Source organism: Aeromonas sp. 604176, from assembly GCF_049170755.1.
Lineage (GTDB): Bacteria > Pseudomonadota > Gammaproteobacteria > Enterobacterales > Aeromonadaceae > Aeromonas > Aeromonas veronii_A.
This window is the reverse complement of sequence record NZ_JAAKNE010000022.1, coordinates 1-21,625: the sequence shown is the minus strand read 5'-3', so window position 1 is coordinate 21,625 and position 21,625 is coordinate 1. Positions and strand designations below refer to the sequence as shown.

The following is a 21,625-nucleotide window of genomic DNA, read 5'->3' as shown; positions in this document are numbered from 1 at the left end:
ATGTTATTTATATTTCTTTGCTGGCACACCCACATAAATTCCGGGCTGATCTATAGTGTTTACAACACACGCACCGGCACCAACAGTAATCTCGTCGCGAACAGTAATATTGTTGATTATAGTCGCGCCAGCACCTATAAAACATAACGTCCCAATATTAACTGAACCTGCCACTGTACTGTTGACCGATACATGCGTAAATTCATCAACACAGACGTCATGTTCAATTATTGCACCTGAATTGATAATGCATCCCTCACCAATTTTAACTGAAGGACCAATGTGCCCATGATGACCGACGAATGTTCCTTTACCTATGATAGAGTTAATACCAATCGTGGCTGTGGCAGAAATCAAGGTGGCAACTTGCCACCCCATTTTCCCCAATATCTCTAACTGTAACTTTCTTTTATGATTATCACCTACTGCAGAAAAAAAAATCCACTCATCGGGAGAGATTACATCCCATGAAGGAAAAACTGGATAACCCAAAATACTCTCGCCAGGTTTTGCATTATCATCAATAAAGCATAACGTTGAAAATCCTAACGACAATGCTACATCAGCCACACTTCTTGCATGTCCACCACATCCTAAAATGGCCAACTTCTTTGAATCTACCACATTATTTCTCCAAGCAACTAATACGCTCAAGTATATCGATATGCTCATTTACAACATCAGACCATGTACGCATTGATAACTGATCGTATATCTGCAACTGTTTTCGTAGTAAGATGTCCTTATGGTGGAGTGCCCATTCTATTCTCTTAGCCATATCTCTCCAATCATATGGATCAAAAAATGTCATTTCCTGTAACTCAGGGTCAGTAAGAATTTCTTCAGTTACAGGAATACGAGCCATAACAACTGGTGTATTAACAGATAACGCCTCAGTAAATGTAAATGGACACCCACCTTCACTTAGACTTGGATTAACTGCCAAACTTGCCAATTTATAACAAGCTGCGAGCTCTTGCATTGTTAGTCCATGCAGAAATAAAATTTCGTGTTGCAGATTGTGACTAATAACAAATTCTTTTACTTCAGGCATAACACTAACACTGCCGGTAACGATCAGTTTGTACTGAACGAATTTTTTTCGTAAAAGATACTCATACGCTTTGAATAAACTTATTATGTTTTTATTTGGCCTGATCTGGCTAGCATAAAAAACAAACTCTACATCTTTATTTTTAAATATTGAAACATAATTCTGCTCATTCGATTTGCGAATAGCGGACATGAGTAACGACTTGGCATAATGGGTAGTTGCCTCTTCATTATCTGGTAGACCAGTAATATTAATGAAGCTATCAACTTTATTAGCGGCGTGATGTACTACAGACACCTTGTCCATTGATACTTGATAGCCATCAATAAGTGTATTCCATTTTACCACTTCACTATAAGTTACAAAGTGATCCCCTGTTCTGATAGCCTCTTCTAACAATTTAAACGTCGATAGAGTTCTATCACCACCAATTTGAGAAAAGGCCACGGGAAACTCTCGTAAAACAACATCAGGTACACACATTAATCGAGGGGCATCGATCTTGTTAAACTCAGGCCAATAGGCTGTTGGACAATACCATGCAGATATATCATGCATACTATCGATTAATGCGCTTATACGCTTCCCTTCCACCAACTCCATGTTACGGTAGAGACGCAATACAAATCCATCATCTTTAGGCGAGTAAATCATTTTCATGAAACGGCCTATGTACTTGGAAAACCTGCCCAGCACAATTAGTTTCAATCTACGAATAAAAAAGAACGCCAATAAAAAAGGAAACGAAAAAATAAAAAATAATGGGAAAATGATTAAAGCCAGCAGAAATAACAAACACCCTTCAATGCCTAAAAGGATCAGATCCAATTTTGTGTATGCATTTAACAAACGCTTTTCCACATAATGGAAAATATTTTCCTTCAAGCTAGCAACCAACTCCAGTAAAAACGATTTGAGTGTTTTTCTTTTTTGTCTTTTCGTTTTACGGTTAATGTACCAATGGTAAAGATCCAGTAAAAGTGGTCTTTTATCTGGCGAGCGAATCGAAAAACTGTCATGTGGTACATTCTCACTATCAAAAAGGTCATATAGATCTTTCGTAGACCAACTAGGACAAACCAAGGTAAACTTTACATCATCACGTGCTGCAGCACCTTTAAGAAAGGCAGCCAAGTAACGACCAAGTCCCTCCTTTCGTAAATCAACAGATGGGGCATAGCAAAGATAAATTCCAAATTTTCTCACAGACATTCGCGTATTACCCCCCAATAATGCTTAGCCAGATTTTGCACTCGTTGTTCTTTCAGTATATCTTTACTAGGCAAATTTTTTCGAAGATGCAAAGCTTGCTCTTCTATATATTTTAGCTGCCAAGCCATTTGCTCCGGCGAGTTTGCATCAGACCATGTTAAATTAAGTGAAAACTGTCTATCTATTTCACGCATTGCCGGATAATCAGAGGAGAGTGCAGGTATATTCAGATAGGCAGCCTCAATAACCGAAAAAGTACCATTATCAATGCGCGCAGGATGCCATATAAATGCTGCTTTTTTTAGTGCTTTTTTATATTCTAAATCGGATAACTCACCACATAATTTTATCTTACGTTTCAACGACTTACTATTATCAACAGTTCTCACAAACTCGCTCAAATATGAAAGTTTACTTTCCATTATACTCTGAGTATTAACTCCAGTAATAAAGCATGTAAGAGAACCGGCTAGCTGATTATAATAAATTTCTAATGCTTTGACAGCATTGAGATGATTCTTATGTGGACTGAGATTAGTTGTCCAAATGAAATAATCGCCAACATCTTTTTGCTGCTCATCTGAAAACGAAAAGTCAGGTGCCAACATAGGTAACCTAGCAATTCTGTCAGACTCAATACCAGCATATTGTTGCGCATCTCGGCAAGTAAACTCAGTAGTAACCAAGACTCGCTCAGCTTGTGTTGCTGCTTTCAAGTAGGGATGATCAGCACCTCCTTGCAAAATTGAAACATATCGCTGCAAATAATCGTATACCATCAATACTATCGGTCTTACTGGAAGCAGCGTTTTGTCCAGCCTGTCGGAAACGAAAACCCAAATATCACAATCATAGAAATTACTGATGCTGTCATTGGGCACCATATATGATTCATCTACGGCACACCAGCCATCATGACCAGCATACTGCATAGCACGTGTAGCATCATCTTTAGAAAGATGTTGCCAATAGAAGCTTCTCCTTTGAATTTTTGGATTTAAATCCCGCAATTCATTAGCATGCTCTAATTCATCAATTGTTGGATGCGCAAAAACGACCTCACATTCTTCATTAGCCTGTTGACTACCAAGTAATATGGCATCAGCTAAAAGCTTAGCGCCTCGCAGACTCCCCCCTCGATACTCAATCGGAACAATTACACCAATTCGCTTTTTTCTAGTGATATATGTAGGGCGAGCTTTCTGCTGGAGGCGATGCTCTTTTAATCCATCAACGACAAGGCTAAAGTTTCTTTTCCATATTGAAGCACAATACTCTGGCATCATTTGCTCAAGAAGCACATGCTGTGTTTTTCTAATATCATTGATTAACTGTTCATCGCCATTTAAAATTTTTCTAATCTTAGCCTTAGCCTCTGCAATTGTTTCACATCTGCCAGGTAAATCCCCGCCACCCATCAAATCCAGCATTCCCCCAGCCATATATATTAATGGCATACCAGCTTGTATAGCTTCAAAGGGATGATAATGTATATGATTTAGTTCAGTGGAATGATAAAACATAACGCTGCATTGTTGCATGTTATCAGAGTGCTCTTCTTTAGATACAAAGCCGAGTACTTTCTTATCATTAACAGCTATTGGCTGCGCACCACCAATGATATAATCAAACTCTTTAAAATCACGAACAAAGGATTCATAAATACTTTTAAAGTATGGAGATGTTCCTATTCTAGGACAGACAAATAGTATCGTCTTTCTTTTTCCAGTCCAATTATCAGGTTGATATTTACCTTTTAAACCAACAGGCAAATAGCATGAGCGCTTTGCTAAATATGGCATTTCTACATCGGAAATATGCTCATAGCCACAACCAAACCAGAATCTTTTCCCCATCGATTTAATCGTTGATACTACATTATCTCCACACTCACTTCTTAGTAAAGAAGAATAATTGTATCCCTTAGATAATCCAAATACACGAAGAATGACGGCACCATTAAAATTTTTAATGGTTGACTTAATTTGCTTTGGGAAGAAGCCAATTATCGCATAATCAAAATATTTATTGACAATATCCCAAGCGTTTTTACTGGGCGACTCATACCAATTTTGTTCATTTAAAATATCAAGTTCATGCCTAGGGATAGTCAATTTATCGTCAAAATCGAATGTAATACTTGCCGATAAATTTCCCTCATCATATGGAAACTTTTTTGGAAGATATATTTCTTCAATACCAAACTCTATTAGCTGAGGTATTTCAAAGTTTCTTAATGTTGAATGGTTAAGCAGCCACAACACTCGATTTTTCATGCTAAATCCAGATTATTGACTCGTTTATAGGCAATGATCGCATCATCAATGGGGCCATCAAAAATGTATTCACCATGATGAAATACAATCCCTCTTGAACAAATATTTTTCAATGCGCTGAAATCATGTGATGCTAAAACTAGTATTTCAGCATTCTCAATCAAACTCATTATTCTGCTTTTAGCCTTTGCCATAAACTGAGCATCACCAGCACCAATCACTTCATCTAGGAGCAAAATATCGCCACCAACTGCTGTGGATATAGCAAATGCTAGTCTTACCTGCATGCCTGCAGAGTAAGTTTTAATTGGATAATCAATAAACTCACCCAAACCAGCAAACTCAACGATCTCATTTTCTTTCTCTTTCATAAAAGTCGGAGAGAGGCCAAGCAGAAGACCACGATAGAGAATATTCTCTCGGCCTGTTGCATCAGGTTCAAAACCTAGACTCAAATCAAAAAGAGAACGAACTTGCCCTTCAACAATTAATTTACCACTAGATATAGGATAGAGACCTGCCACCGTTTTAAGAAATGTACTTTTTCCTGCACCATTATGCCCTAAGAGCCCGACCCTCTCTCCATTATTTATTTCTAGCGTAATATTTTTTAATGCATGAATATCAGAGACAGAACGCTCTGCTTTTCCTTTTTTAAAAGCAGCAGAGAAAAGAGACTTTAGTGACCGCTCTTTGTAAGCTACTGATGCATAATGAAGGTTAACATTCTCAAGTTTAATTTTATTCTTTTTCATAGGTAGAAGATCACTTTTTTCTCTGCATTTCGGCCAATCAGCCACGCAAGCAAAAATAGGAAAGCAGCAGTTATCAGACTAAATGTATAGTTCTCCAGACTCGGCCACTCACCTTTTAGTAGTGGTGCTCTTATAATTTGCAATACATGATACACAGGATTGTAATCGACTAGCCAATCCAATCCGCCAGAACGGAACATACGTTCTTCGAAATATACCGGAGAGATAAACCATATCGCTTGCATGACTAATCCCATCGCATGTGGTACATCTCTAAATCTAACCCCGATATAGGCTAGTAATGTTGATAATGGCCATGCAATAAGTGCCAATATTGGGAAAACAGTTAAGGTGGCTAGCCAGGTTATATTTATATTTTGTGGCAATACAACTATTGACCAAGCAAATAGAGCCAAACTGGCAAGTGCAAGTACTATAATGCTGCTCAAGACAGTTCGTAATGTATATATTGCTAATGGATGCTTGCATTGTTTAATGTAGGCATCTGCTTGCACAAACGCAAGTGAACCACCAATGGTATTGGCTACTACAAAATCCCAGACTATAATTCCTGACAAAATATAGGGTGCATACGTCACTATGTCCGTATTAAACATTTTACTAAAAACTATAGATATTAATAATGTCATACCTAAAGGTTGAATAAATGACCATAATACACCGAAAAAAGACCGCCGCCAACGAGAGCGTAGATCCGATAAAGCGAGATGCTGCCAAAAATATCTAGCATCCCAAATACCCCTAACATAATAAAGACTCATAGAACTCCCACCAACTTAAAATAACCCTTCACCAACGAAAGATGAAGGGTTATTTATTTAACATTACTTATTTAAATAAAAATCAGAAATTACGTTGCAGATATAATCAACATCTTTTTCCAATAATTCAGGGTAGCTTGGTAAATTCATTCCTCTTGAGCTGATATTTTCAGCAACAGGAAATTTATGTTCTGTAAATACATGTGGCATCGTATTAGCTAAAGGAAACAATGGCCTTGTCTCAACATCATGACTCTTTAGAACAGTTCTGAGCAAGTCTCTATCTTGTGCATTCTCGACTAGGATCGAGCACATCCAAAATGAATGCCTGGTATTCTCAATCTCTTTGTGGAATGTTATCGGCAAATGGTTTAATCGACGCTGATACCAACTGGCAATCTCTCTTTTTTTTGCAATTATCTCGTCTGCTTGCTCTAATTGTGCCAGGCCAATCGCAGCACATATATTTGTCATGCGATAATTAAATGCCAACGCATCATGCCAATACTCTTTAACCTTCGAAACACCTTGGCTCTTCAAGTGGCATGCCAAGTCATGGACATTTTTATCCTTTGAAACAACCATGCCACCTTCGCCGGTAGTTATTGTCTTATTTCCAAAGAAACTGAATGTTGCCACATCACCAAATGTACCAACATGCTTATTCTTATAAAGAGTACCGAACGCCTCCGCACAGTCTTCAATCAAAAACAAGTTATGTTTCTTACAAACATCGACTAACGCATCCATATCACATGGTAAACCATAAAGATGCACAGCCATGACAGCCTTGGTCTTTGTTGTGATTTTTGCTATTACATCATTGACATCGATGTTCCATGTATCTGGTAGCGAGTCAACATAGACTGCTTTTGCACCGGTCTGAATGATTGTATTCACTGAGGCAATATATGTGAATGAAGGAACAATAACCTCATCACCAGGACCAATACCTAAAGCAGCCAACGCCAAATGAAGTGCTACAGTACCATTACTCACTGTTGTACAATTTTCTGCACCAATATACTTTGAAAATGCTGATTCAAATCTGTTAATAAACTCACCTTTTGAAGAGATCCATGTTGAATCAAGGCATTCATTAACATATTTTTTTTCATTACCAGATAATCTTGGTTGATATACTGGAATCATAGTCACTCCACACTGACATTAACATCAAAGCCATGAGATTTCAGCAAGGCATGCTGGCGAGCTTGCTGCAAATCATATGCAACCATCTCACTTACCATTTCTGCGAGTGTCGTTTCCGGCTCCCAACCCAGCTTATTTTTTGCATTAGATGGATCACCAAGAAGAGTCTCTACCTCGGCCGGTCTGAAATAACGTGGATCAACACATACGATAATATCACCAACCTTCAATGCCGGCGCCTTATCTCCATAAATCGCCGAAACGACAGCTTTTTCCTCGACGCCGCTTCCAACAAAGTTCAATTCAATACCTAACTCAGCAGCGGCCATTTTTATAAATTCACGGACACTATATTGCACTCCAGTTGCAATGACAAAGTCCTCTGGCTGCTCTTGTTGCAACATCATCCATTGCATCTTGACATAGTCTCTTGCATGTCCCCAATCACGCAATGAGTCCATGTTTCCCATATACAGGCACTTTTCGAGGCCTTGAGCAATATTTGACAAACCTCGAGTAATTTTTCTAGTAACAAATGTTTCTCCACGACGGGGTGACTCATGATTAAACAAAATACCATTACAAGCATACATACCATATGCCTCACGATAATTCACCGTAATCCAGTACGCATACATTTTTGCAACAGCATAAGGGCTGCGCGGATAAAAAGGTGTTGTCTCTCGCTGCGGAATTTCTTGCACGAGGCCGTATAGTTCGGATGTCGATGCCTGATAAAAACGAGTTTTTTTTGTCAGTCCCAAGAAACGAATAGCTTCCAATAAGCGTAAAGTACCTATCGCATCAACATCCGCAGTATATTCTGGGGAATCAAAACTAACAGCGACATGAGATTGAGCACCAAGATTATAAACTTCATCTGGTTGAACTTCGGCTATAATTCTCGTTAGATTTGATGAATCCGTTAAGTCACCATAATGTAGTTTAAAATCAACGTTCTCTTCATGAGGGTCTTTATAAATGTGGTCTACACGTTGTGTATTAAACTGAGATGCACGGCGCTTAATACCATGGACTTCATACCCCTTCTCTAATAGAAACTCAGCCAGATATGAACCATCCTGACCAGTCACCCCAGTAATTAACGCTACTTTCTTGGACATTTTCAGAACTCTCCTTATAAGTTGTTGATCATTTTATGTAATGAATTCAAACCAGACGTTAACTTGCTTATATCGTTTTTGCTTTCAACATTAAGCCTTAGTAATGGTTCTGTGTTTGAAATGCGAACATTAAATCGCCAATCATTCATTTCAATACTAAGACCATCTACATATTCTACTTTGACAGCAAGTGGCGCATAGACCTCTTCCAGCTTCTTTATTATCTCAAGAGCATTATCAACTCTATAATTTATCTCACCACTGCATGGATAGGCTTTAACACGTTCAGCAACTAAACTAGACAATGTGGATTTTTTTAGTGATAGCAAGTTAATTACTAGTAACCAAGGAATCATACCGCTATCACAGTAGCCAAAGTCACGGAAATAGTGATGGGCACTCATTTCACCACCATATATTGCATTCTCACTGCGCATCCGTTCTTTAATAAAGGCGTGACCAGTTTTGCTTTGTACTGGTGTACCACCAGACTTTTCAACGATATCAATAGTATTCCATGTCAAGCGTGGATCATGAATGATTTTCTCATGAGGATTATCTACTAAAAATGCCTCTGCTAATAATCCAACAATATAGTATCCTTCGATGAAATCACCATTTTCATCAAACAGAAAACAGCGATCAAAATCACCATCCCAAGCAATACCCATATCAGCATGATAGAACTTTACCGCTTCCGATGTAGCACTTCTATTTTCAGGAAGCAATGGGTTAGGAATACCATTGGGAAAGTTACCATCTTCCTCATGATGAATTTTTATAAACTCAACAGGAACATTGAGGGTATTGAAACGTCGCTCGATAACATCAAGCACATGCCCTGCTGCCCCGTTACCGGCATTCACAACTAGCTTGAGTGGACGTAATTGATGCGGCTTTATATACGTCAGCAAATGATCGACATAAGCATCTAGTATCGATTTTTTAATCAATGTTCCTTGCCGGGAGGATGCAATAAAGTCACCCTTTTCAGCCAATGCTCGAATATCATTCAAACCACTATCACCACTAATTGGACAAGCATCACGACCAACCAGTTTCATGCCATTGTAATCCATAGGATTATGACTGGCCGTCACTTCTATAGCACCATCAATGTCTAACGTAAATGCTGCAAAATAGGTTTCTTCAGTCCCCGTAGTCCCTAAGTCGATGACATCACAACCGGCATCAAGAATCCCTCTTGCAAGTGCTTGCTTTAGGCTTTCGCTCGTGAGTCTAACATCGCCTCCAACAGCAATTGTCGTTGCATTTAGATACTGTGCAGTTGCACGGCCAATACGGTATGCAATCTCAGTGTTCAGCTCATCACCCAGTTTGCCGCGAATATCGTAAGCTTTAAAACAAGTAAGATTCATGATGCCCCCTAAATTAAATTCCTTTTCAATAATCAATGATGTCATCTTCACCTAAATATTCACCCGTTTGCACCTCTAGCATAACTAAATCGATGAGACCTGGATTTTTTAATTGGTGACGATGCCCAGCAGGAATATATGTAGATTGGTTAGCAGTTAGCAAGGCAATTTGATCTTCATAGAAAACCTCTGCAACACCAGATAATACCACCCAGTGTTCATTTCTATGATGATGCATTTGCATCGTTAAGCTAGCCCCAGGTTTAACTTCAAGTCTTTTTATTTTAAAACGCTCTCCCACCTCAAGTAACGTATAACGTCCCCATGGACAATAGACTGTACGATGTATTTTATATGCATCATTGTTTATCGTCTTAAGGTGATTATAAATTAATTTTACATCCTGACTACTTTCTTTGTGAGCGACCAATAGAGCATCAGCAGTATCAACAATTACTAGGTTTTCTACACCTACAGCACCAATAACCCGATCCTCGCTCGAAATATAACAATTTGAGGTAGCATGTAAAATTGCATGTCCCTGAACGGTGTTTCCATCGTCATCAGCTTGATGTAGTTCACTTATTGCAGCCCAAGACCCAATATCACTCCAGCCTATGTCACATGGAACTACTGAAACATTTCCTGATTTCTCCATCACGGCATAATCTATCGAGATGTCTGGAACATGGATAAATGTGTCAGGGTCCAGATCAATATGCTTGACCTTTTTACTTTGAACCGAATCGGACTTGTCAAGGCAAGCTTTTGTTGCTATCAATACTTCCGGACAATGCAAGTCCATTTCTGCAATCATTGTACTTGCTTTAAAGCAAAACATACCTGAATTCCAGAAGAAGCGACCGCTTTCAACGTACTCAATTGCCTTATCCAATGTTGGCTTTTCAACAAAGCGCAAAACCTCTGTACCAAGAGCTTCAATGTAACCATAACCTGTTTCAGGTATTGTGGGTTTAATACCAAATGTGACTAACCGCCCTGCTTTTGCCAATTCAATAGCGCAGGAAACAGCATCATCGAATGCAACTTGCTCTGTGATCAAGTGATCAGCAGCCAAGACCAACAAGACCGCATCATCGCCATATGTATCGCGAGCATAAATTGCTGCAGATGCTACTGCTGCTGCAGTGTTACGGCCATAAGGTTCAAGAATAAATGAAGTCTGAATTTCATTACTATTAACTTCTTTAAATGAATCTAGTGTTTTGAAATAAAGGTCTCGATTAGTAATAGTTAATACTTCACTGACATCTGATAATTTTGCTCCACGTAAAAATGCTTTTTGTAAAAAACTTTGATTATCCGATAGTTTAATGAATGGCTTGGGATGTTGTTCACGTGAAACAGGCCATAATCTTGAACCGCTTCCACCACACATAATAGCAGGAATTAAGACAGTCATAGATACACCATAATGTATTTAATGTGTTGATATGATTTTCAGAAATGTTTAGCTGCCATAAATGGCTTTGCATTTTTATCTTTAAGAGATAATATAGGGAGCATATCACTCTCCCACTCTATTCCTAGTTGCTGGTCATTCCAACATATTGTATGTTCAAAGTCAGGTCTATAATAATTGGTTGCTTTATATAAAACTTCTGCTGTTTCTGTTCTAGTTATAAAACCATGGGCAAACCCTTTCGGAATCCACAATTGTCGCTTATTCTCAGCTGATAGATGAACACCGACCCATTTGCCAAAGGTCGGCGAATTTTCACGAATATCCACTGCTACATCAAATACTTCTCCCACAACACATCGCACCAGCTTTCCCTGGGCGTGTGGTGATGATTGATAATGCAGTCCACGCAACACGTTTTTCGAAGATTTAGAATGATTATCTTGAACAAAAGTAACAGGGTATCCTACTGCTTCCTCGAACAGTTTATGGTTGAAACTCTCAAAGAAAAAGCCACGCTCATCACCAAATATTTTTGGCTCAAAAATAAGTACATCAGGTATCGTGGTCTCGATTACATTCATCTTCATATCCATATTTTATTTAGTTTATTTTGCAGGAACGGGTGCACACCCTTAACTCCAACTCATACTTTCGAAACCATCTTTAACAGGTATTGTCCATAAGCATTTTTCGCAAGTGGTGTCGCCAACGTTTTTACTTGCTCTGCATCAATGAATTTCTTGCGATAGGCGATCTCTTCAGGACAAGCGACTTTCAACCCCTGACGGGTCTCGATGGTCTGAATAAAGTTGCTCGCTTCAATCATGCTCTCGTGGGTACCGGTATCAAGCCAAGCATAACCACGGCCCATCATGGCCACCGACAGATTACCTTGTTCCAGGTAGATACGGTTTACATCGGTTATCTCCAGCTCGCCACGGGGCGACGGCGTCAGACTCTTGGCGATCTTGACCACGCTGTTGTCGTAGAAATAGAGGCCGGTTACCGCATAGTTGCTCTTGGGCTCCAGTGGCTTCTCCTCCAGAGAGATCGCGGTGCCCTCTTTATCAAACTCAACCACCCCATAACGCTCGGGGTCATGCACATGGTAGGCAAAGACGGTAGCACCGCTCTCTTTGGCCACTGCCGCCTCCAACTGTTTCTGCAAGTCGTGGCCGTAGAAGATGTTGTCCCCCAACACCAGTGCACAGGGGTCTGAACCGATAAACTCTGCACCCAGAATAAAGGCTTGTGCCAACCCGTCCGGGCTTGGTTGAACCTTGTATTGCAAACTCAGGCCCCACTGACTGCCATCACCTAGCAATTGCTCAAAACGGGGGGTATCTTGCGGCGTGCTGATGATCAAAATATCGCGAATTCCCGCCAGCATCAGGGTGCTGAGAGGATAGTAGATCATCGGCTTGTCATAGATAGGCAACAGCTGCTTGCTCACTGCCATGGTTACCGGATAGAGACGGGTGCCTGAGCCGCCGGCCAGAATAATGCCTTTACGTTTGGTCATGATGCTTGTTTCTTATATAGAGGAAGCATGGCTTTAGGCCACCTTTCCGTTTTATCCCTGCCAGCTAGGGAGGCAGTCACTACATCCCTGGCCAGTAATTTACTTGCCAAGGATCTCGGTCAACATCCGCTCCACACCGACTGTCCACTCCGGCAGCACCAGATCGAAGGTGCGCTGGAATTTGCCGGTATCCATGCGGGAGTTATGGGGGCGTTTGGCCGGGGTAGGGAAGGCGCTGGTCGGCACCGCATTGAGTTGTGTCACCGCCAGTTCAACGCCAGCCTCTCTGGCTTTGGCAAACACCAGCTGGGCGTAGTCAAACCAGGTGGTGGTACCGGAGGCAATCAGATGGTACAGCCCGGCGACCTCGGGTTTGCGCTGCGCCACGCGGAGAGCATGGGCGGTGCAATCGGCCAGCAACTCGGCGCCGGTCGGAGCGCCAAACTGGTCATTGATCACTGACATCTCGCTACGCTCTTTGCCAAAGCGCAGCATGGTCTTGGCAAAATTGGCTCCGCGGGCGGCGTAAACCCAGCTGGTGCGGAAGATCAGGTGACGGGAACAAAGTGCGGCCCCTTGCTCACCCGCAAGCTTGGTTTCGCCATAGACGTTGAGCGGGGCGGTTGCATCGGTTTCCCCCCAGGGGCGCTCACCGCTGCCATCAAATACATAGTCGGTGGAGTAATGCACCAACCAGGCACCCAATGCTTCCGCTTCTTTGGCTATCGCTGCCACGCTGGTCGCGTTGAGCAGCTCGGCAAATTCACGCTCGCTCTCCGCCTTGTCGACTGCGGTGTGGGCCGCAGCGTTGACAATCACATCCGGCTTGACCAGACGTACAGTGTCGGCCACCCCTGCCGGGTTGCTGAAATCGCCGCAATAGTCGGTGGAGTCAAAATCAACGGCAGTGATGCGCCCCAGCGGCGCCAGTGCGCGTTGCAGCTCCCAGCCTACCTGGCCGTTTTTGCCAAACAGCAGAATATGCATCAGGCACGCTCCCCATCATTCTGTTCAATCGAGGAATAGTGTTGCTCAATCCAGGACTGGTAGGCACCGCTCTTGACGTTGCTGACCCACTGCTGGTTATCCAGATACCACTGCACAGTTTTGCGAATACCGGATTCAAAGGTCTCTTGCGGTTGCCAATCCAGCTCTGCGCTCATCTTGGTCGCATCGATGGCATAGCGGCGATCGTGGCCAGGGCGATCCGCCACATAGGTGATTTGCTCACGATAAGAGCCCACCTTCGGCACCATCTCGTCCAGCAGATCGCAGATGGTGTGTACCACCTCCAGATTCTGCTTCTCGTTATGACCGCCGATGTTGTAGGTCTCACCGACCACGCCTGTGGTCGCTACCTTGTAGAGCGCACGCGCGTGATCTTCCACGTAGAGCCAGTCACGGACCTGGTCGCCCTTGCCATAGACAGGTAACGGCTTGCCATCCAGCGCGTTAAGAATGACCAACGGGATCAGCTTCTCGGGGAAGTGGTACGGGCCGTAGTTGTTGGAGCAGTTGGTGACGATGGTCGGCAGACCGTAGGTGCGGCGCCAAGCGCGCACCAGATGGTCGCTGGAAGCCTTGGAGGCAGAATAGGGGCTGCTGGGGGCGTAGGGGGTGGTCTCGGTAAAGAGCGGCAATGGTTCACCGGCAGCCACTTCATCCGGATGAGGCAGATCACCATACACCTCGTCGGTGGAGATATGGTGGAAGCGGAAGGCCGCCTTGCGTACCTCGTCCAGACCGTTCCAGTAAGCGCGAGTCGCTTCCAGCAACATATAGGTGCCGACGATATTGGTCTCGATAAAGTCAGCCGGCCCTGTAATGGAGCGGTCAACATGGCTCTCGGCGGCCAGATGCATCACGGCATCCGGCTGGTGCAAGGCAAACACCCGATCCAGCTCGGCGCGATTGCAAATATCCACCTGCTCAAACACATAACGCTCGCTTGACGATACATCGGCCAAGGATTCCAGATTGCCGGCATAGGTGAGTTTATCGAGATTGATAACGGAATCTTGGGTATCACGGATAATATGGCGCACCACGGCAGAGCCGATAAAGCCGGCACCACCGGTCACGAGGATTTTCATAAATATGTATCTCTTGCGAGGCGTTGATATGACATCAGAGAGAGGCTGGCTATCCACTAATGCGTTATTGAAACACCCAATAGACTGCAATTTAACCAGCGCCAACAGCAGCAAAACAATAAATGAACATTATTTGTGCAAATCGCTGAATAATCTCAAGGCTACCGCCCTTGGGTTACAGCCCCCAGTTTGCTGCTTTTAACCAAATTAGGTCTGCTGTTGGTCATCATGTCCTCCAGCATTTTGCTGTCTTGATGGTGTGTAGCACAGCTTTATGGCCCAAGACCAAGAAAGAGCGGACACTACCTATCCAACCCTATAAGACGCAGATTCTATCTTGTTTCCAGCCGAGCTGCACAGCAGAAACTGACTTGCCCCTCACCTCTGAAAAGGAGTCGATAGAAAACCACCTCACGGCGACATAATTTCTCGAAAAGAAGCAGTATTAACTTAATAATTACGCTTAAGTTACCGTTTTTACGGAAAAAAAATAGAGCGACTTTCCAAGTCGCTCTATTTATTACTCAGTCATACCTGATGTATTTGTCTTATTGTGATCTGCCACCCAGAACTTCAGGGGTTACTTTGCTCAGTCACCTTTTGACTCAACTGCTGCAACCATGCGCGCCTCTTTACTTTTGTGGCTAGTGAAGTAACGCATCACCAGCACGAAGAAGAGCGGGACGAAGAAGATGGCCAGCACGGTGGCGCTGATCATCCCCCCCATTACGCCGGTACCGATTGCATTACGGCTGCTGGCACCGGCGCCGGAGCTGATCACCAGCGGCAGCACCCCGAGGATAAAGGCGAGCGAGGTCATCAGGATCGGACGCAGACGCAGGCGTGCCGCCTCCACCACAGCCTCACCCAACCCCATCCCCTTGTCGTAGAGCTCTTTGGCAAATTCCACGATCAAAATCGCGTTTTTCGCCGACAAGCCTATGGTGGTGAGCAGGCCTACCTGGAAGTAGACGTCGTTCTCCAGCCCACGCAGGGTGGCGGCCACAATGGCTCCCAGTACCCCGAGCGGCACCACCAGCATCACCGAGAACGGAATGCTCCAGCTCTCGTAGAGGGCCGCCAGACAGAGGAACACCACCAACAAGGAGATGGCGTAGAGCGCAGGAGCCTGTGAACCGGCCTGACGCTCCTGGAAGGAGAGCCCGGTCCACTCGATGCCCACCCCTTCCGGCAGCTGTTTCACCATCTGCTCGATCGCAGCCATCGCATCACCGGTACTCTTGCCGGGCGCAGCCTCACCGACGATCTCCATCGCCGGCACGCCGTTGTAACGCTCCAGACGCGGTGAGCCGAAGCTCCACTCGGTGCTGGCAAAGGCGGAGAAGGGCACCATCTGACCGGCACTGTTGCGCACATACCAGAGCTTGAGATCTTCCGGGTTCATCCGGAAGGGGGCATCCGCCTGCATGTAGACCTTCTTGATCCGGCCCCGGTCAACGAAGTCATTGACGTAGGACGAGCCCCAGGCGGTAGCCAGGGTGTTGTTGATGTCCGCGATGGAGAGCCCCTGCGCCAGCGCCTTCTCGTAGTCGATCTTGATATCGAGCTGCGGCGTATCTTCCATCCCGTTCGGGCGTACCCGCACCAAGGTGGGATCCTGCGCCGCCATGCCGAGCAGCTGGTTACGCGCCGCCATCAGCTTGTCGTGACCGATACCGCCACGATCCTGCAGGAAGAAGTCAAAACCGGTCGCCGTACCCAATTCAGGAATAGATGGCAAGTTGAAGGCGAACACTTGCGCCTCCTTGATGCTGAACAGATAGCCCATGGCGCGACCGATAATGGCGTTGGCACTGCGATCAGGACTCTTGCGCTCGCTCCAGTCCCTGAGTTTGATAAAGGCCATACCCGCGTTCTGGCCACTACCGGCAAAACTGAAGCCCGATACAGTCAATACGGCATCCACGTTATCCTTCTCGTTGTCCAGGAAGTAGTCACGCATCTGGGCCAGCACCACCTCGGTGCGCTGCTTGGTAGCTCCGACCGGCAGTTGCACCATGGACATGATGACCCCCTGATCCTCTTCCGGCAGGAAGGAGGTGGGCATCCGCATAAAGAGCACTGCCAGTACCGCCAGCATGGCGCCGTAGATCAGGCTGTAGCGCACGCCCTGCTTGATCACCTTGCGCACGCCGCTCTGATAGCGATTGGTACCCGCATCAAAGGCGCGGTTGAACCAGCCAAAGAAGCCGCGCTTGGCTCCAAACTCGCCATGTTTCATCGGCTTGAGCAGGGTGGCACAGAGCGCCGGAGTCAGGATCAACGCCACCAGCACCGACAGCACCATGGCCGAGACGATGGTCAGCGAGAACTGGCGATAGATGGCGCCGGTCGAGCCGCCGAAGAAGGCCATCGGCACGAACACGGCGGAGAGCACCAGGGCGATCCCCACCAGTGCGCCGGTGATCTGGGTCATCGACTTGCGGGTGGCTTCCAGCGGGGAGAGATCCTCCTCGCTCATCAGACGCTCCACGTTCTCCACCACAACGATGGCGTCATCCACCAGCAGGCCGATGGCGAGCACCATACCGAACATGGTGAGGGTGTTGATGGAGAAGCCGAACGCCGCCATCACCCCGAAGGTACCGAGCAGCACCACAGGCACCGCAATGGTCGGGATCAGGGTGGCGCGGAAGTTCTGCAGGAACAGATACATGACGCAGAACACCAGGAAGATCGCCTCGATCAGGGTCTGCACCACCTCCTCGATGGAGATCTTCACAAACGGCGTGGTGTCGTAGGGGTAGACGATCTCCATGTTGGCCGGGAAGTAATCCGACAGCTCATTGAGCTTGGCACGCACCTTCTCGGCGGTATCCAGCGCGTTGGCGCCGGTCGCCAGCTTGATGGCAACCGCGGCGGTAGACTGGCCGTTGTAGAGCGCATCGGCGTCATAGCTTTCGCCCGCCAGCTCGACCCGGGCCACATCTTTCAGTCGTACCTTGGAGCCATCCTGATTCACCCGCAGCAGGATATCGTTGAACTGCTCCACGGTAGAGAGACGGGTCTGCCCCATGATGGTGGCGGTGAACTGCTGATCTTCCACCGACGGAGTACCGCCCAGCTTGCCGAAGGCCACCTGGGCGTTCTGCGCCTTGATGGCCGCCTGCACATCCCCCGGGGTCATCTGCACCCGGTTGAGTTTGTTGGGATCGAGCCACACCCGCATGGAATACTGGCTACCGAACAAGGTGATATCCCCTACCCCGTCCAGACGGCTCAGGGGCTCCTTGATATTGGAGACCACATAGTCCGCTAGGTCGTCGTTGTTCATGCTGCCATCGCTGGAAATGAACGCCGCGACCATCAGGAAGCTGCTGGAGGTCTTCTGTACCCGGATCCCCTGCTGCTGCACCTCTTGCGGCAGCAGCGACATCGCTTGTTGCAGCTTGTTCTGCACCTGTACCTGGGCGATATCGGGATCGGTCCCCGGCTGGAAGGTGAGGGTCACCGACACCCGCCCCGCGGAGTCAGACTGGGAGGACATGTAGAGCAGGTGATCCAGCCCGGTCATGTTCTGTTCGATGATCTGGGTCACCGAGTCTTCCACCGTTTTGGCGGATGCGCCCGGATAGCTGGCAGAAATACCGACAGCAGGCGGCGCAATGCTCGGGTACTGGGCGACCGGCAATTTGATGATGGCCAGGCTGCCCGCCAGCATGATCACCAGCGCGATCACCCAGGCAAAAATGGGTCTGTCTATAAAAAATCGAGCCATGAAGCGACTACTCCATCCTACTTGTTGGCCGGGGTGTTGGACGCAGCTTGAGCAGACGGTGCATCAGCCCCCTGCTCGGCGGGATTGACCACGGCGCCCGGTCGTACTTTCTGCAAGCCAGCCACGATCACCCGCTCGCCGGAGGTGAGCCCTGACTCCACCACCCAGTTGCTGCCGACGACCCGGCTCAGCTGCACGTTGCGCAGCTCCACCTTGTTGTCAGCGGTTACCACCATCACGGTGGCGCCGCCATTGGGGGTGCGAGTCACCGCAGTTTGCGGCACCAGCAGTCCTTGTGCCCGCTCTCCCTCTTGCAGGGTGGCGCGCATAAACATGCCGGGCAGCAGCAGCTGGTGAGGGTTGGGCACAATCACCCGCAGGGTCACCATGCCGGAGGTCTCATCCACGGTCACATCGGAGAACTGCAGCGAGCCCTCTTCGCCATAGGTGCTGCCATCTTCCAACTGGAAGGTCACCTTGGCTCCCTTCTGCTCGTCCTGGGTCAACTTGCCCTCGGCGACCAGTCGCTTGAGGCGCAGCAGATCGGCGGTGGATTGACGCACATCCACATACATGGGATCGAGCTGCTGGATGGCGGTCAGGCTGTCAGCCTGCTGGGCTGTCACCAGCGCCCCCTCGGTCACCGCGGATTTACCGATGCGGCCACTGATGGGGGCGGTGATGCGGGTGTAACCGAGATTGATCTCTGCAGTGCGCAAGGCCGCCTTGCTCGCCATGATCTCGGCCTTGGCCTGCTTCCAGCTGGCGTCGGCGTCGTCATAGTCCTGACGGCTAATGGATTTGACCTTTAGCAGCTCCTGATAGCGCTGTGCCTTGAGACGGGCACTCTGCTCGTTGGCCTCTGCCTTGGCCAGATTGGCCTTGGCGCTGGCAACCGCCGCCTGATAGACAGCCGGATCGATCTGATAGAGCAGGTCGCCCGCCTTCACATCGCTCCCCTCGGTAAAGAGGCGCTTGAGGATGATGCCGCTCACCTGCGGACGCACTTCAGCCACCCGCAACGGGGCGCTGCGGCCGGTCAACTCGGTGGTCAACATCAACGGGCCGCTCTGCAGGGTCACCACGTTGACCGCCGCGGGGGGCATGCCGCCCTGTCCCTGGGGTGCGCCCCCCTTGTCACCACAACCTGCCAGCAAGCCTGTAGCCAGCAAGGCAAGACCAACTGAACGAGCAAGAATATGTTTATGCATGAAACACCTGAGCCTTTGCCAGTCAATGAACAATCAGGGCCGCATGGGCCCTGTTGGTAAATAGTCGAAAGATGAGGCAATATACATACATTCATAAATGTATGTAAGTGACTTTTTGCTTGCATGAGGCACAAATTTCGATGGCCAGACGAACCAAAGAAGAGGCGCAGCAAACCCGCTGCCACATCATGAGCACGGCGCTGGATCTGTTCTGCTCTCAGGGCCTGGCCAAGACCAGCCTGACCGACATCGCCAGGGCGGCAGACCTGACCCGCGGGGCCATCTATTGGCACTTCAAGAACAAGGATGAACTCTTCATTTCGCTCTGGGAGGAACTCTGCAGCCCCCTCGCCCACCAGCTCGATGCCTGCCTCAACCCAGATGAGCCCGATCCGCTGGGACAACTGCGCCTCTTCTTCGAAGGGGTGCTCCACAGCTTCATTCACAATCCGGCCCAGCGGCAGATGTTCACCATACTGTTCAATCTCGAATCGCTGGAGGGGGAAGCCATTTCCCTGCGCGAGCATATCCGCAGCGAGTCAGCCAACTTTTTCCGGGACCTGGAGACCACCCTAGCCAACGCGGTACGCCGGGGGCAGCTGCCTGCCAACCTCAACCTGCAGCGTGCAGCCACCCTGCTCCACTGTACCCTGGATGGCTACATCATAAACTGGCTCCACTTTCCGGAGCGGATCGACCTGCAGAGCGAATCAGCCTTCCTGATAGAGAGCATGTTTACCATGCTGGCCCACCCCCACGGACCTGCCTGCGGCCGCTAACAGGCTCCGGCAACGTCCTCACATCCAAATCGGGGACTGACCGCGCGTTTTGGCAGTCAGGCCCCGATTTGTTACCCTGTGCGCCCCCTGCTTGAGGTAACCCCTGTGCCACACTCTGACGCCATCCCCGCTTCCCGGCCATTTAACGACCAGCACGCCCACGTTCGAGCTGCCTTTGTGGCGCACCTCAAACCCGGCGCTCACCTGCTCAATGGTCAGTGCGGTATGGGGGAGGATCTGTGCTGGCTGCGTGCAGAAGGGTATGTGGTCACCGCCTGTGAAGCGGTACTGGCTGACGCCAAAGTAGCCTCACAGCAATCCGGGCAAGCTGTGCGGGTCTGCCCGCTGGCGAAGATGCACTCGGTGCTCCCTTACGATGGCATCTGGCTGAGCCGCCCGCTTGATAGCGACGTGGCCACTCTTGTCCCCCTGTTGCAACAGCTGGCGACCCTGCTCAAAGCGGGCGCTCCGCTCTGTTTCCCCCTACAGCCAAGCGGCGAAATGAGCCACGACCAGCAGCTCCCGCATCTTCAGCAAATCGTCACCTCATCCGGGGTAGCGCTGCAACTGGCTTCAATGGAAGCCGTATCAGCCAGCACCTCAGACTCCGCAAGTCAATATGCCAACCAGTACGTCATGTTGCTGCGCGGCGATCATCAGGCCACCTAACGGGCTAATTCATCACGGATTTTCCCATTCAATGCCAAGCCGGCTGCTAGTCGGCGATCTTGGCTATCGACAATATTTAACTCGGCATTAACGCATAAAAGGCAGACATAACACGGCTTACGTGTTAAAAAGTTCAATTAATATCAAAATTTAATAACAAAACAGACAATACAACCAACTCCGGATTTCCTTATGAAACTTGTCCTGAAACTCATTGCTGGCATCCTTGCCGGTCTCTTGCTCGGTCTCTACGCCCCTGAGTGGGTGGCGCGCGTGCTGTTTACGGCCAAGACAGTGATAGGTCAGCTGATCACCTTCACGATTCCGCTCATCATTCTGTTCTTCATCATGAGCGGCATCGCCAGCCTGCCGAAAAACTCCGGCAAGCTGCTGGGCAAAACCGTGGCCCTCTCCTACTGCTCTACCATTCTGGCGGGGCTGTTCGCCTTTAC

At 47.4% G+C, this 21,625-nt stretch carries 18 protein-coding genes; 3 read left to right on the top strand and 15 right to left on the bottom strand.

The genetic code is table 11. The features are described 5' to 3' along the window. Positions 1-3: 3 nt before the first annotated feature. The 15 genes from G5358_RS06065 to G5358_RS05995 form a co-directional block, all read right to left on the bottom strand. Positions 4-654 carry an acetyltransferase gene (locus G5358_RS06065; RefSeq protein ID WP_254204284.1) on the bottom strand — a complete coding sequence of 217 codons (651 nt, stop codon included), beginning with the start codon at positions 652-654 and terminating at the stop codon, positions 4-6. Continuing rightward, positions 626-2,266 carry a glycosyltransferase gene (locus G5358_RS06060; RefSeq protein WP_216954290.1) on the bottom strand — a complete coding sequence of 547 codons (1,641 nt, stop codon included), beginning with the start codon at positions 2,264-2,266 and terminating at the stop codon, positions 626-628. The genes G5358_RS06065 and G5358_RS06060 overlap by 29 nt, the downstream gene beginning before the upstream one ends. Further along, entirely contained in the window at positions 2,257-4,542 is a 2,286-nt protein-coding gene (locus G5358_RS06055; protein WP_216954292.1) for a glycosyltransferase, read from the bottom strand. The genes G5358_RS06060 and G5358_RS06055 overlap by 10 nt, the downstream gene beginning before the upstream one ends. Beyond that, entirely contained in the window at positions 4,539-5,297 is a 759-nt protein-coding gene (locus tag G5358_RS06050; RefSeq protein WP_108539993.1) for an ABC transporter ATP-binding protein, read from the bottom strand. The genes G5358_RS06055 and G5358_RS06050 overlap by 4 nt, the downstream gene beginning before the upstream one ends. Then, a complete protein-coding gene (locus G5358_RS06045) occupies positions 5,294-6,079 on the bottom strand; it encodes an ABC transporter permease (protein WP_108539995.1) in 786 nt (261 codons plus the stop codon). The genes G5358_RS06050 and G5358_RS06045 overlap by 4 nt, the downstream gene beginning before the upstream one ends. Positions 6,080-6,142: 63 nt before the next feature. Then, a complete protein-coding gene (locus G5358_RS06040; RefSeq protein ID WP_302055987.1) occupies positions 6,143-7,231 on the bottom strand; it encodes a DegT/DnrJ/EryC1/StrS family aminotransferase in 1,089 nt (362 codons plus the stop codon). Between the two features lie 2 nt (positions 7,232-7,233). Continuing rightward, positions 7,234-8,355, bottom strand: coding sequence for a GDP-mannose 4,6-dehydratase (gene gmd / locus G5358_RS06035; protein ID WP_108540000.1), 1,122 nt, complete (start codon positions 8,353-8,355; stop codon positions 7,234-7,236). A gap of 14 nt (positions 8,356-8,369) precedes the next feature. Then, on the bottom strand, positions 8,370-9,779 hold the full coding sequence (locus G5358_RS06030; protein ID WP_302055988.1) for a phosphomannomutase CpsG: 1,410 nt from the start codon (positions 9,777-9,779) through the stop codon (positions 8,370-8,372). Continuing rightward, a complete protein-coding gene (locus G5358_RS06025; RefSeq protein WP_108540002.1) occupies positions 9,760-11,157 on the bottom strand; it encodes a mannose-1-phosphate guanylyltransferase/mannose-6-phosphate isomerase in 1,398 nt (465 codons plus the stop codon). Before G5358_RS06025 ends, G5358_RS06030 begins: the two co-directional genes overlap by 20 nt. Positions 11,158-11,195: 38 nt before the next feature. After that, positions 11,196-11,741 carry a dTDP-4-dehydrorhamnose 3,5-epimerase gene (gene rfbC, locus G5358_RS06020; RefSeq protein WP_216954296.1) on the bottom strand — a complete coding sequence of 182 codons (546 nt, stop codon included), beginning with the start codon at positions 11,739-11,741 and terminating at the stop codon, positions 11,196-11,198. Between the two features lie 62 nt (positions 11,742-11,803). Beyond that, on the bottom strand, positions 11,804-12,682 hold the full coding sequence (gene rfbA / locus G5358_RS06015) for a glucose-1-phosphate thymidylyltransferase RfbA (protein ID WP_216954298.1): 879 nt from the start codon (positions 12,680-12,682) through the stop codon (positions 11,804-11,806). Between the two features lie 99 nt (positions 12,683-12,781). After that, entirely contained in the window at positions 12,782-13,669 is an 888-nt protein-coding gene (gene rfbD / locus G5358_RS06010) for a dTDP-4-dehydrorhamnose reductase (RefSeq protein WP_216954300.1), read from the bottom strand. Then, complete coding sequence (gene rfbB, locus G5358_RS06005; RefSeq protein ID WP_421323795.1) at positions 13,669-14,775, bottom strand: dTDP-glucose 4,6-dehydratase; 1,107 nt, start codon at positions 14,773-14,775, stop codon at positions 13,669-13,671. The genes rfbD and rfbB overlap by 1 nt, the downstream gene beginning before the upstream one ends. A gap of 589 nt (positions 14,776-15,364) precedes the next feature. Next, entirely contained in the window at positions 15,365-18,514 is a 3,150-nt protein-coding gene (locus G5358_RS06000; RefSeq protein WP_216951697.1) for an efflux RND transporter permease subunit, read from the bottom strand. A 17-nt stretch (positions 18,515-18,531) separates the two neighbouring features. Beyond that, complete coding sequence (locus G5358_RS05995) at positions 18,532-19,725, bottom strand: efflux RND transporter periplasmic adaptor subunit (protein ID WP_021231193.1); 1,194 nt, start codon at positions 19,723-19,725, stop codon at positions 18,532-18,534. 140 nt (positions 19,726-19,865) lie between these two features. Between G5358_RS05995 and G5358_RS05990 the strand changes: the two genes are divergently transcribed. The 3 genes from G5358_RS05990 to G5358_RS05980 form a co-directional block, all read left to right on the top strand. Continuing rightward, on the top strand, positions 19,866-20,504 hold the full coding sequence (locus tag G5358_RS05990; RefSeq protein WP_337072713.1) for a TetR family transcriptional regulator: 639 nt from the start codon (positions 19,866-19,868) through the stop codon (positions 20,502-20,504). Positions 20,505-20,609: 105 nt separating this feature from the next. Beyond that, the gene (locus G5358_RS05985; RefSeq protein WP_216951699.1) at positions 20,610-21,173 is read left to right on the top strand and encodes a hypothetical protein; all 564 of its coding nucleotides are present in this window, start codon (positions 20,610-20,612) and stop codon (positions 21,171-21,173) included. 192 nt (positions 21,174-21,365) lie between these two features. Continuing rightward, positions 21,366-21,625: cation:dicarboxylate symporter family transporter (locus G5358_RS05980; protein WP_421323794.1), on the top strand; the 260-nt coding region annotated here is incomplete at its 3' end.